At 66.0% G+C, this 12,556-nt stretch carries 11 protein-coding genes; 4 read left to right on the top strand and 7 right to left on the bottom strand.

Annotated elements, in window-relative coordinates:
- Positions 1-29: 29 nt before the first annotated feature.
- The 5 genes from DEIPE_RS10665 to DEIPE_RS10645 form a co-directional block, all read right to left on the bottom strand.
- Positions 30-575, bottom strand: coding sequence for a hypothetical protein (locus DEIPE_RS10665; protein ID WP_015235979.1), 546 nt, complete (start codon positions 573-575; stop codon positions 30-32).
- Between the two features lie 71 nt (positions 576-646).
- Positions 647-1,921 carry a peroxiredoxin-like family protein gene (locus DEIPE_RS22255; RefSeq protein ID WP_015235978.1) on the bottom strand — a complete coding sequence of 425 codons (1,275 nt, stop codon included), beginning with the start codon at positions 1,919-1,921 and terminating at the stop codon, positions 647-649.
- Between the two features lie 121 nt (positions 1,922-2,042).
- Positions 2,043-3,374: an MFS transporter gene (locus DEIPE_RS10655; protein WP_015235977.1), complete on the bottom strand. Its 1,332-nt coding sequence runs from the start codon at positions 3,372-3,374 to the stop codon at positions 2,043-2,045.
- Between the two features lie 402 nt (positions 3,375-3,776).
- A complete protein-coding gene (locus tag DEIPE_RS10650) occupies positions 3,777-4,259 on the bottom strand; it encodes a hypothetical protein (protein ID WP_245557528.1) in 483 nt (160 codons plus the stop codon).
- Positions 4,260-4,388: 129 nt separating this feature from the next.
- Positions 4,389-5,117: a Stf0 family sulfotransferase gene (locus DEIPE_RS10645; RefSeq protein ID WP_015235975.1), complete on the bottom strand. Its 729-nt coding sequence runs from the start codon at positions 5,115-5,117 to the stop codon at positions 4,389-4,391.
- A gap of 260 nt (positions 5,118-5,377) precedes the next feature.
- Here DEIPE_RS10645 and DEIPE_RS10640 point away from each other — a divergent pair, with 260 nt between their 5' ends.
- Both DEIPE_RS10640 and DEIPE_RS10635 read left to right on the top strand, forming a co-directional pair.
- Positions 5,378-7,165 (top strand): ABC transporter ATP-binding protein, encoded by a 1,788-nt coding sequence (locus DEIPE_RS10640; protein WP_217218442.1) that lies wholly within the window; start codon positions 5,378-5,380, stop codon positions 7,163-7,165.
- Entirely contained in the window at positions 7,162-9,003 is a 1,842-nt protein-coding gene (locus tag DEIPE_RS10635; RefSeq protein WP_015235973.1) for an ABC transporter ATP-binding protein, read from the top strand. The genes DEIPE_RS10640 and DEIPE_RS10635 overlap by 4 nt, the downstream gene beginning before the upstream one ends.
- 14 nt (positions 9,004-9,017) lie before the next feature.
- On the opposite strand, the gene DEIPE_RS10630 is transcribed toward DEIPE_RS10635, so the two are convergent.
- Positions 9,018-9,671 carry an AIM24 family protein gene (locus DEIPE_RS10630; protein WP_052326686.1) on the bottom strand — a complete coding sequence of 218 codons (654 nt, stop codon included), beginning with the start codon at positions 9,669-9,671 and terminating at the stop codon, positions 9,018-9,020.
- Between the two features lie 69 nt (positions 9,672-9,740).
- Positions 9,741-10,169: a PaaI family thioesterase gene (locus DEIPE_RS10625; protein WP_015235971.1), complete on the bottom strand. Its 429-nt coding sequence runs from the start codon at positions 10,167-10,169 to the stop codon at positions 9,741-9,743.
- 200 nt (positions 10,170-10,369) lie between these two features.
- Between DEIPE_RS10625 and DEIPE_RS10620 the strand changes: the two genes are divergently transcribed.
- Both DEIPE_RS10620 and DEIPE_RS22250 read left to right on the top strand, forming a co-directional pair.
- Complete coding sequence (locus DEIPE_RS10620) at positions 10,370-11,251, top strand: aldo/keto reductase (RefSeq protein ID WP_041230839.1); 882 nt, start codon at positions 10,370-10,372, stop codon at positions 11,249-11,251.
- Between the two features lie 470 nt (positions 11,252-11,721).
- Complete coding sequence (locus DEIPE_RS22250) at positions 11,722-12,552, top strand: PrsW family intramembrane metalloprotease (RefSeq protein ID WP_015235969.1); 831 nt, start codon at positions 11,722-11,724, stop codon at positions 12,550-12,552.
- Positions 12,553-12,556: the final 4 nt, after the last annotated feature.

Below are 12,556 nucleotides of genomic sequence, written 5' to 3'. Positions count from 1 at the left end.
AGAAAGCGTCAGCCTGCCAGGCGCAGAAATCATTCACCGCCTGCCTCCAGCCACGGGTAGGCTCGCGCCAGCGCCTGCTGGTACTTTTCGCGCAGCCGCTGCGCGAGCGTCAGCTGCTGGCGGCGTGACAGACCCGCCAGCTGGGTGCTGGCCTGGGACTGCACGGCGCGCAGCAATTCCTCGTGGGCGGCGAAGGCCTTGTGTTTGGCACCGCGCCGCACCGCCACGGGTGAAATGACCGGATTCCAGGCGTTCACGAATGACTCGATCTGCAATTCCTGGGCGCGAACACGTGAAGCGCGCGCCCGCTCGGCACGGTCGCGGGCGTCCATCGCGCGGCCCTGCGCCACCAGAAAATCCTCTTCCGATTCAACCTCGTCCACGCGTTCGCGCCGGTACAGCTTGACCGGAGGCAGGCGCCGCCGACTGCCCAGGCGCATCAGGTTCGGGCGGGTGGCGTCGTGCGGGCCCAGAAAATCACGAACAAGCGTGGCCGTCCAGCCGCGCTGCTTGAGTTCGTGCGTGCTGAGCCACTCCTCGTCGTGCGCCCGCTGTTCTTCGCGCTTGGCGACCATCAGGAGGTCATTGTGCAGCCTGCGCCCGGCCCGGACAAGTGCGCGTTCATTGAGCTGAGAGTCTCAGGGCTTCAGCTTCCCGCGCGTCCCCACCCGAGAATGTCCTCGATCGGCAGAAAATCCGCCGCGTAAGCATTGTAATGGGCGCGCTCGATTCGCAGGCCAGGGCCGATCAGGAATTCGGCGGGCATCCGCAGCAGTTCTCCATCGGTCGCCCGGCCAAAGGTCGGCATGCGCACACCGCGCAACATGGTGGGCAGGTTGCGTGGATCGAGAAAACCCAGCAGAGAGTACCCGACGCCATACTCGGCGTGCGAGGTGTCGTGCGGATCGCTCAGCAGCGTGAACGGGGGCTGCAGTTGCCCGACGTGGGCCTGCAGGGCCTCGACGGTCGAGCCGAACACGCTGAGCACTTCCACGCCCGCCGCGCGCAGCACCGGATAAGCTTCGATCAGCCGCTGGGTGCGCGGATTGCAGAAGGCACAACCGGCCTGACGGTTGAAGGTCAGCAGCAGCTTGCCGTGCCGGTAGGCGCTCAGCGAGACCGGGCGCCCGGACACGTCCGGCAGGGTGAAGTGCGGCGCGAAATCGCCGGGCACAAGGCGCACCCCGGCGCGCGGCGCGAACGAACTCGCCTCCACCCGAATAAAGCCTCGCCGCTCCAGCCGCCGGACACTGAGGGTCAGTTCGTCCCAGGGCAACACCGCCCGCCGCGCCACTTCGGCCAGCGTCAACCCTTCGGACAAGAGCGTCAGCACATTCCAGTGCTGCTCGGGTAAGCCTTGCAGCGATTCGGGCACCACGGTTGCGCCGCTCGTCAGACGGCAGCGCTGGTGGGGCTGCAAGGCCGCTTCCAGTCCGTCCAGCCGGGCCAGCCGCTCGTCGGCGTCGGCCAGCAGTTCGGTGGCGAGCACGCCGGGACGCGGCAGGTTGCGGTGCGGCGCGGCCACCGTGAACCGCAGACGGCTGTCCTGGGCGCGCACCAGCGGTAGCAGCGCCATCAGGACCCGCTCGCGTGCGAGGCGGGCCAGGTCATCGCGCGAAACGTGTCCGTCACGCTCCAGGGTGCGCAGCATCTCCAGTGCACTGCTTGACACCGTCTGAGCCCTCTCGATGGCGCGGGCATTCACACGGCCGCGTTGCAAACTCACGCTCCACGGAAAAAGCAGCGGGCTGTCGACCGCACTCAACCGGCCACGCTCGAAGGCAAGGCAGGTGCGGAGCTGACCACCGAGTTGCACGTCGAGCACTCCATGCTGTCCCCGCCGCTTGATGCCCATCAGGGTTTCACCCAGGGCTGCGCCTGTCCTGAAATACAAATTGGCCAGCTGTGATTCTGCCAACATAAGCACCCCGGAGAAACGGTGTCGCCGCCTCGCGTTTCTCACCTTGCTCTTACGCAAGTGGAGGGCGCTTGGATTGCAGCAGCGAAAAATCAGCTGCCATCCAACCAGGGTACGGGAGAGTTCAGCTTCGTCCGGTCCAGCGAAGCCGCGTGGCGCGCGCGGCTTCGCGCACCCGGATCGCGCCCGGCTCCTCGACCCGGCGCAGCAGCACCCAGGCCTGAGCGCGCGCCAGGCCGGACAGGGCGAACAGCGTGTGATAACCCGTCCAGGTGAAATACGGCGTTTTCCAGACCAGGGGCAGAAAGCCGGCCAGCAGCGGCCCGGCGATCAGGCCACCCAGACAGCCGGCCAGGCCGCTGGCAAGGCTGAACATGGCAAAAAAGGCCGTGCGCTCCTCGCGCGGGGCGCTGCCCAGCGCGAGGTTGAAGATGGCCGGGCCGATGGCGCCCCAGGCGAAGGCGTCCAGCACCGCACTGAGCCAGATGAATTCGATGCGCCCGCTCAGGCCGGCCAAAATCCAGGTTCCGGGCAGGCCAACGCCCGCCAGCACCGTGCCGAAGCGCAGCACGGTCTTGTTGCCGATGGCGTCTGCCACCCGGCCCCACCACCAGCTGGTGCCCAGCGCGCAGGTCGAGGCGATCGCCGACCAGACGGCCACCTGCGTGAACGTCAGCCGCAGCTCCTGCAGAAAATACGGAAACACGAACGGAGCGGCCAGCATCACCGCGAAGTGCCAGAACAGTGTGAAGGACAGAAAACGGCGAAAATTGGTTTCGCGCCACGGCGCACTGAGGGTGCGCCGAAGGTCGGCCTTCACGGCGTGCATGGGGGGTTCGTCGTGCAGCAGGTAGAGGGCCGCACCGATCAGCGAGGCGAGCACCGCCACGGCCAGCACCACCTGGAAGTTGAAGGGCGCCGGCAGACGGTCGAGGAAAAACCCCGCGACCAGGTTGCCCAGCATGCCGACCACGCCCAGCACGCCTGCTCGCAAGCCAAAGTAACGACCGCGTTCCTGCTCGGGCACCACGTCCCCCATCCAGGCGGACCACAGTGTGCCGTTGCCGGCCTGGAACACGCTGGACAGCGCCACCAACGCCACCAGCGCACCGCCCTGCCACTCTGGGGGCAAAGCGAGCAGCGGCAGCAGCGCGGCCAGCACCCACAGGCCACGCCCGATCACGGCCAGCAGGACGGTCAACAGCTTGCGTCCTCCCAGCGAGGCCGCCAGGGACGCCACGAAGGGACTGACCACCTGCGCGAGCAGGGGCACGCTCGCCACCAGGGCCAGCTCGGTCGGTCCGGCACCCAGGTGCAGCATGTAGCCGATCAGTACGCTGCCCGTCGTCCAGTTCAGGAACAGCTGCGTGATGCTGCCTTCCAGGATAGAGAGGCGCATGGTGCGGCGCACGCGGCGCGAATCGAGGATGGAAGAGACGCCTGACGGGTGGGACATAAGAAGCACCGGGGAAAGGAGTTTGAAGTGGAAGGGGCTGCCGTCAATCGGCGCGGCGTGCGCCCATCGGCGCCAGGCAAAGCGGATTCTTGCACACGGCGTCGGGGAACGGAAGCGCTCCGGCGCCGTGACGTCAAATCCTCATCGAGCGGCGCGCGGGCACTTTTGTTCGGTTTCAGAGTAACCGCGAACCACAGAGCCCAGCGGTAGACACTTCATCCCAGCGCGGGTCGGGCCGTTTGATGTTGAGCTTCGGGGGCGCCAGACACGCCTGGATCAATACCCCTTGTCGCCGATCCGTTTTGGTCCACCGTAAGTACGCCAATTTGGGCAGGCAACGCTTGCCATCATTCAGGCGTCGCACTCCCAGTCTCTTCGCACTTCAGGTTTCGCGCCGTTATTTCAGCCGTTTCCGGTTTCCGCCCGCGACATCGAGCGGTAGACCGCCGCTGCCGAGAGTCCTCCAGCCAGGTACCAGGCGACCGTCAGCAGCGGGGTCACCGGGGACTGCTCATTCGGCTGACGGCCCAACCCCAGCGGACGCGGCAGAACGACGGCGCCCAGACCCGCCGCCAGGCCCAGCGCTCCACCCCGGGGCAAGGCACCGGCTGGTGATCCCAGGCCCACCAGGGCGTAGTAGAGCGAGTTCGACACGAGGTCACCCAGCATCGTCCAGCGGTACAGCGCCTTTCCACGGGGCGGCTTTAGCCCGGCCGCGTCAAGTGTCCGGCTCAGCGCCCGCTCTCCGATGACGTCCATGCGCGGCGCGTGCGGCACCACCCGGCGCACGCTTTCGTTCAGCAGGGTCACGGTCAGCGCGCCCACCACGCCGCTGACCAGCAGCAGCTGCCAGCGCGCGAAGCGCCGTAACCGTTCAGTGGTCACTCGAGGCGTGTGCAACCCTGTCGCGTTCTGTCCGACTTCGTTCTGTCCGGTGTGGCTCTCTTCTGTCATGTTTCACTGAGTACACCAAGCGGGCGTCTCGCAAACGCTGTCTGAAGATCTGCTGCAGGTTCACCAGATGCGTTTGGTCCAGCCGGACTGGCTCTCCTGCCGAAAGCGCTGCACCCACGCCTCTGCGACCTCGTCGGCGATTCGGTCGTAGTGCGGCTGAAGGACGGGCGCCTCGCCCAGATCCAGGAAGTCAAGGACGCGATGAACCGTCTCCTCGTAGTTCGCCACGAAATCCTCGTACACGAGGGTGAGGGGCGTGATGTCACCCTGCGAGAAGAACTCCTGCACAGCCGCTTCACGAAGGTCAGCTTCCAGCAGCAGGTGGCGGATCGCCGCGAAATCGTAGCGGTCTGCAAGATCAGCCTGCAGGGGTGGCTGTCCATGCACGCGGTGCCACTCGCCTGAAACGATGGCCCTCCACCAGGACACCGCCAGCCGCACCTTGTTGCGGCGCGTCATGAAAATGTGCTTCCCGTTTGGAAAAGCACTGTCCCACACGACCGGGCGTGAAGCGTCCTGCGGAAGCGGGCTGGCTTTTCTGAAGACCCCGAACCACTGCTCGAAGAGTGGCCCGTCCCAGGAGCACTTCACACCGAACACGCCGTTGGGCGTCGTTCCCCGCCGCCAGATCTCCTGCAGTTCGGGCAGGCCAGCACTGCTCTGGTCCTGATCGGTCAGTAGCCACTCGCCGGGTCTTCCAGCCAGCCCGGTCGAGGCCAGTGCGGCGTACAGCAGGGTGCTTCCCGTGCGCTGGGCAAACCAGATCGTGTAGGACTGCCTGGGCCTCACCCTCGGGTCCGCCCGACCGGCCAGGCGGCCAGCATCCCTGAGGGCGTCTCTATGGGCGCGCCTGAGCGGGCAGGATGACAGGCCGTCAGCATGTGACTTTCGGGCAACAACGCTCGAACATGCCCCAGTGTGGCGCGCTTCCATCCAACGCGCCTGGGTCAAAAAGCGTAGGCCATCTGCCTTGGCCGTCTGGCGCGAAAGGAAAGCGCGGCGTCACTCGCGCACGGCGAGGTATGCCAGACTGCGACTTCGGAGATCCCTTGCTGCAAGTCCTGAGCGAACTCGCGCCTTACCTGCGCCGTCACACCCGGCAGTACCTGCTGGGCACCGTAGCGGTCGTCATGACCGCCCTCTTCATCACCGCGACCCCGCGCGTGCTGGCGCTGGCCATCGACGCCCTGCGCAGCGGCGGGGCCGGAAATGGGGAATTGCGACGCTACGGCCTCACCATTGCGCTGCTGGCGCTGAGCGCCGCTGTTTTCAACCTGATGCAGCGCCGGCAGATGATCGTGGCCTCACGGCAGATTGAGGCCGAACTGCGTCACGATCTGTTCTCGCGCCTCACCACCCTCGACCGCGCTTTTTACGACCGCTCTCGCACGGGTGACCTGATGAACCTCATGACCAGCGACCTGGCGACGGTACGCGAAGTGCTGGGACCGGGCTTCAACATGGGCAGCCGCGTCACCCTGATCGCCGTGGGTGCCCTGATCGGCATGCTGGCGCTGCAACCCGCGCTGGGCGCATTGATCGCGGTCGCCGTGCCGGCCCTCATCGTGGTGGCCGCACTGTTGCGCCGCCGTGTCTCGCAGCGCTTTCAGGAAGCGCAGGCCAAGCTTTCCGACATCGCGGCGCGCGCCCAGGAGAACTTCGCGGGTGCGCGCCTGGTGCGCGGGTACGCACTGGAGGAGCGTGAGCAGCGCGGCTTTGACGACCTCAACGAGGAGTACGTGCAGCTGAACTTGTCGCTGGCGCGCGTCGAGGCGGCCCTGCCCGCCGTGATGGGCCTTCTGATGGCCGCCGCGTGGCTGGCCATTCTGCTGATCGGTGGTCGCCTGGTGATTTTCGGTGCAGGCCTCAGCGTCGGGGAGTACGTGGCTTTTACCAGCTACCTCGCCCTGCTGGCCGGACCGGTGGTGGATTTCGGACGGCTGCTCAACATCTATCAACGCGGCGTGACTTCGTGGGAGCGTTTGCGACGGCTGCTGGACGCCCGCCCGCTGGTCCGCGACTCGGGCCGCACCGACTTCTCGATTACCGGCGTGCAGGGAGACATCGAGTTTCGTAATGTCACGCTCAGCATCGACGGCGCCCAACTGCTGTGCGGCGTGAACTTGCGTGTACCGCGCGGCAGCAGCCTGGGCATCACGGGACGCACAGGGTCGGGCAAGTCCCTGGTGGCCGCGCTGATCGCCCGGCAGCTCGATCCCACAGGAGGCCGGGTTCTGATCGACGGACAGGACGCCCGCGAACTGCCCCTGCTGGTGCTGCGCGAAAACATCGGCTTCGTGCCGCAGGAACCCTTTCTGTTCAGCGACACCCTCAGCGAGAACATCGCCTTCGGCCTGCCCGAAGCGCGCAGCCTCGACGAAGAGCGCGCCCTGCCCATGGAGCGCGTACGCTGGGCCTCGGGTGTGGCGGCGCTGGAGCGCGAAGTGGCAAAATTTCCCGGACAGTACGACACCCTGCTGGGCGAGCGGGGCGTGACCCTGTCGGGCGGGCAGCGTCAACGTACCGCCATCGCGCGGGCGGTCGCGCGCCAGCCTCGCATTCTGATTCTCGACGACGCCCTCTCGGCCGTCGACACCCGGACCGAGCGCCGGTTGCTCGCCAACCTGCGTGAACTGCTGCATGAACGTACGGTGCTGCTCGTCTCGCACCGCGTATCGGCGCTGCAGCACCTCGATCAGATCGTCGTGCTCGACGAGGGCCGGGTGGCCGAGCAGGGAACTCACGAGGAGCTGCTGGCCCGAGGTGGCCTGTACGCCGAACTGCAGCGCCTGCAGGCCACCTCGGGCGGACCGGGCGAAGAGGCAGAGCCCGTATGACGCACGACACGCCACGCACCCCTTCCCAACACGACCCTTCGGAGCACGAACTGCGCGTCCGCCTGCTGGCCTTTGTGCGGCCTTACTGGAAAACAGCCCTGCTGGCGCTGGCCGTGATGCTGACTTTTGCCCTGGTCGACACCGCCCTGGTCAGCCTGCTCAAGCGGGCGGTCGACCAGTCGCTCGCGCCGGTCGGTGAATTTCGTGACCTTTCCCCCGCAGCGCGCTACGCCAACCTCATCAACATCGCGCTGCTGTACGGCGCCCTGGCGCTGGTGGCCTTTGCGATGCGTTTCGCGCAGGTGTACGTGCTGACCTCGCTCGGTCAGCGGGTCGTGCGCGATTTGCGCCACGCCCTGTTCGCCAAGTTTCAGCGCCTGCACCTGGCCTATTTCGACCGCAATCCGGTCGGGCGCCTCATGACGCGCGTCACCAGCGATGTCGACGCCATTCAGCAGTTCCTGACCCAGGGCCTGGTGGGTCTGGCGCAGGACGCGCTGCTGCTGGTGGTGTTCTCCAGCGCGATGCTGCTTTACGACTGGCGTCTGGCACTCGTCGCCTTCACGTCATTGCCGGTGATGCTGGCCGTGACAGCCTGGCTGCGCGTCCGGATGCGCACGGCCTTTCGTGAGACCCGCACCCGGCACGCCATCCTGAACGCCTACCTGGCCGAGAACATCTCGGGAATGGGCACGGTGCAGTTGTTCGGGCGCGAAAAGCGCAACGGTCAGGCCTTCGGCAAACTCAACCATGCCCTGCTGCGCGCCAACCTCGATACCATCAAGTGGTACAGCCTGTTCTATCCGGCGGTCGCCCTCATCGCCGAACTGGGATTGGCCCTGACGCTGTGGTACGGCGGTCTACGCTCCCTGGACGGAGCGGTCACCATTGGCACGCTGGTCGCCATGATCGAGCTGCTGCGCCGCCTGTTCGTGCCGCTGCAGGATCTGGCCGACAAGTTCAACATTCTACAGGCCGCGATGGCCAGCGCCGAGCGGATCTTCGAAGTGCTCGACGAAAAAGAAGTGCTGCGCGATCCGCCCACGCCCCGGCCCTTGACGCGGCTGAGCGGCGAAGTGGAACTGCGCGACGTGTGGTTCGCGTATCAGGATGGCGACGGGGAGGTCGCCCAGGACGAGTGGGTGCTGCGCGGCGTGAATCTGCACATCCGCGCCGGTGAAAGCGTCGCGCTGGTGGGCGCCACGGGGGCGGGCAAGACCAGCGTGATCAGCCTGGTATCGCGCTTTTACGACGTGCAGCGCGGCGCGGTGCTGGTAGATGGGGTGGACGTGCGCGAATTCGCGCAGCGTGATCTGCGCCGCTCGGTGGGCCTCGTGCTGCAGGACGTGTTTTTGTTCACCGGTACCATTTCCAGCAACCTGACCCTCGGGAATCCCGAGATTCCCCGCGAGCGCCTGATCGAAGTGTGCCGCTTCGTGGGCGCGCACGACTTCATTGTGGAGTTGCCGCACGGGTATGACAGCGAAGTCCGTGAACGTGGCGCCACGCTGTCCAGCGGACAAAAGCAACTGCTGGCCTTCGCGCGGGCCCTGATTCAGAATCCGGACGTGATTCTGGTGCTGGACGAGGCGACCGCCAACATCGACACCGAAACCGAGCAGCGCCTGCAGAGCGCACTGGAAAAACTGATGCTGGGCCGCACCAGCATCATCATCGCGCACCGTCTGAGCACCATCGAGCACGTCGACCGCATCGTGGTGATGCGCCAGGGAGAGATCGTCGAGCAAGGACCGCACCGTGAGCTGCTCGCGCGCGGCGGCTACTACGCGCGCCTGCACGCAGCGCAACAGCACGGCGCGACTGCGGCGCACGACTGACGGAAAGCCGGCGTTTACGGTGCCTTGGCCGTGCTTGCCCGTTTCAACGACTGCAGGTAGGCCGTTCCGGGTCCGCAAAGGCGCGTCATGAAGAGCCCCTCCCCGCCGAACAGCAGCTTGCGCACGCCTCCGACCGCTTCGATACCGTAATCGACCGAAGCACTGAACGCCGCCAGGTGGCCCGTGCTCACCAGCTGGCTTTCACCACCGTGCAGCTTGTGCTCCAGCAGGTCGCCGCTGCCCTGAATCAGCACGGTGCCCTGTCCACTGAGGTGCTGCAAAAACAGCCCCGCACCCCCGAACAGGGCCGCACCTGCCCGGCGCGCAACCGTCACCGAGATGTCCACCTCACCCCAGGCGGCCAGGAAAGCGCCACGCGTGGTGAGGAGCGGTCCCTGCGAAAGGTCCCAGGCGCGGATATGCCCCAGCGTGCCCGGCGCGGCGCGCAGGTGCTGACCGGGCGAGGTGGCCCGCGCGTGGGTCAAGGACATGCCCTCGCCCGACAGTGAGCGGCGCAGCGCGCCCGACAGGCCCGCAGGTACCTGCAGACTCCACTCGACGTGCCGGGTGTGTGACATGATCGAGCCGTTACTGAGCCACAGCTGATCATCGCGTTCGAATTCGAACAGGACGTGCTGGGCAAGCGAACCGACGATCTCGCAGTGCATACCCGAGCTTACCCTGCGCTTGTCCGCCGACATCCCGAACTTGAGGACAGCCGCGCTTCACCGCCGTTTTCAACCATCCGCACCGGGGTACACCGCCGGCTGGGCCGCGAACTTGAACGTGCCCGAAGCGCGTGCCACGGGGCGGCCCTCCTCGTCGGTGACCTGCGCTTCACAGAAGGCCAGGCTGCGCGAAGTGTGAATGCAGCGCCCCACCGCGCGCAGCGCTCCCCGTCCCGGCTGCAGAAAAGTCGACTTCATCTCGATGGTCACCACGCCGCGCCCCTGCCCGTCGAGCGAGCGGGCGGCCATGGCCATCGCCACGTCGAGCAGCGTCATGGTGACGCCGCCGTGGGCCATCTGAAAGCTGTTGAGGTGCTCGGGGCGCAGGGTCAGTTCCACCTCGCCGCTTCCATCCTCGGCGCGGCGGCCCTGCACACCCAGAAACTCCAGAAAGGGAATCGGCACCGGAAAGCCGTTGTGGGATGGCTGGTCGCTCATGGTCCGTCATTCTTTCACTTCTGCGCTCCCGGCGCCTGCTGCGAGCAGGCGCGCGAGGAGCAGCACCGGGACATACCGTCACGCCAAGAGCGCACCTGTCAGCTCAGGTGCGGAAGTGAACAGGCTGGTCCGTGCGGACGGGAGCCACGTTCTGTCGCGCCCGTCCGCGCCCAGGTCGTGTCTTGTTAGAATGGCGCACCATGGAAACACGTGACTTCGGCCGCACCGGCCTGCGGGTCTCCGCACTCGGCTTCGGCGCCGGGCAGATTGGCAGCCAGGAACTCAGCGAGCAGGAAGTCGGGACCATCCTCAATCAAGCCGTCGACCTGGGCATCACCCTGATCGATACCGCCCGAGGTTACGGGCTGTCAGAGGAACGCATCGGACGGCACCTGAGCGGACGACGCCAGGAGTTCGTGCTGTCCAGTAAGGGGGGTTACGGTGCCGAGGGCGCAGCAGACTGGACTCCCGAGGCGGTGAGGCTCGGCATCGAGCAGGCGCTCAGACGCCTGAACACCGATGTCATCGACATTTTTCACCTGCATTCCTGCCCGCTCGACACCCTCAGGCACGATGACCTGCTCGCCGCGCTCGAACGGGCACGCGCAGAAGGGCTGATTCGCGTGGCGGCGTACAGCGGCGAAAACGAAGCGCTCGCCTGGGCCGTTTCATCCGGACGTTTTGGCAGCGTGCAGACCAGCGTCAATCTGGCCGACCAGTGGAGTTCCCAGCACGTTTTGCCCGAAGCCCGACAGCGCGGACTGGGCGTCATTGCCAAGCGGCCCATCGCGAACGCTGCCTGGCAGTACACCGAGCGTCCGACCGGACAATACGCCGAGACGTACTGGCTGCGTCTGCAGGAGATGCGACTCGATCCCGGTGAGCTGGCATGGGACGAGTTCGCCCTGCGTTTCAGTGCCTTCTCTCCCGGTGTGAGCAGCGTGATTGTCGGTACGGCCAGCGCCAGGCGTCTTGAGCGCAACGTGGCACTGCTGCAGCGGGGGCCTCTCGATCGGGAACACCGCGAGTACATCCAGGCCAAGTTCGCCCGGCATGGCCTTCATTGGGCAGGTGAAGTCTGAGAAGAACCCGGGCGGAACGTCTGCGTCCCTGAGTGTGCCGGTCACGCACAGGGGTGACGGGTGTCATCGCTCTTGATTCCGGTGTTCCCGGAAACTTGGGAATCCTTCGCGCGAAACGGCATGGCCGTCGGCCCGTCATCACTGCCCTGATGCAGCCCGCTGTGCCTCCCGATTCCACTTCCGCCTACCGGGCTGAGGCACAACGCTCCTGCCTGACTGCCAGCAGCCAGCACTTCTTGGGAGTGCTGGCTGCTGGCAGGTAGCCACTACCCACCACGCGAGCGAAGAGCGCGGTGTCCGTCATCGTGTGATCGTCGGCCCCTCCAGAGGCAGGGCGGCGCCACAACCCGTGCACCGCAAATCCCCGCTGCCCACCTGAATTTCTCATGAGGCTCTCGCCGCTTCAAAATTGGCCTTTTCCGTCAGCGCGGCGTCAGTGGACTTCATGGAATCTGAAGGCGGAGGAAACTATGCATCGTTTTCGTGCGGTCAGGCAGTCCATCCTGCTGGAAGTCAGTGCTGTGGTGGTCTTCGTGGCCCTCATCGCGCTTCTTTCACCCTTGCTCCCCCCACTTTCCGGCACGCCGCTCGTGCTGGCAGGGCTGCTCATTGCCCTGGTCCCGGCCACGTTGTGGCTCACTGCCTTCTACCGGCAGGACCGTCTGGATCCCGAGCCCAAGGAATACATCCTGGGAGTATTCGCGCTGGGCGTAGTCCTGGCCCTGGGTGTCGGCCAGCCCCTCCTGCGCAACGTCTTTCACCTGCAGGACTGGGTGGGAGGCAGCCCCTTTGCCAGCCTGATCGGTTTGATTTTTGTGGCGGGCCTCACGCAGGAATTCCTGAAGTACGCCGCCGTCCGTTACGGGGTCTTCAACACACCAGAATTCGACCACCCGGTTGACGGCATCGTCTACGCCGCAACCGCCGGTCTGGGCTTCGCCACCTCCCTGAACGTCGCTTACGTTCTGGCGGGCGGCGTGAATCTGGGCATGGCCGCGCTGCACGTCTCGATTTCAACGTTGGCGCACGCGTCCTTCGCGGGGGTCATGGGGTATTTCCTCGGGCGCGCCAAGTTCGAGGCGCGGCCTGTCTTGTGGTTGCCCGGCGGTCTGCTGCTCGCCGCGACCCTGAACGGTGTGGTGTCGTACGCCCTTCGGGAAGTGCCCTTTTTGACCTTCACCTTCAATCCCTGGCTGGGCCTGCTGGTCGCGGCAATCGTGGCACTCGCGACCTTCTCGTTTCTGTTCGCTCGCATCCGTTCGCTGGAACAAACCGTCACGCAGCGTGGAGGCGTGCTGTGAGCGC

The organism is Deinococcus peraridilitoris DSM 19664, assembly GCF_000317835.1.
Taxonomy (GTDB): domain Bacteria; phylum Deinococcota; class Deinococci; order Deinococcales; family Deinococcaceae; genus Deinococcus_A; species Deinococcus_A peraridilitoris.
The sequence above is the reverse complement of the archived record's forward strand: the minus strand, read 5'-3'. Positions and strand labels throughout refer to the sequence as shown.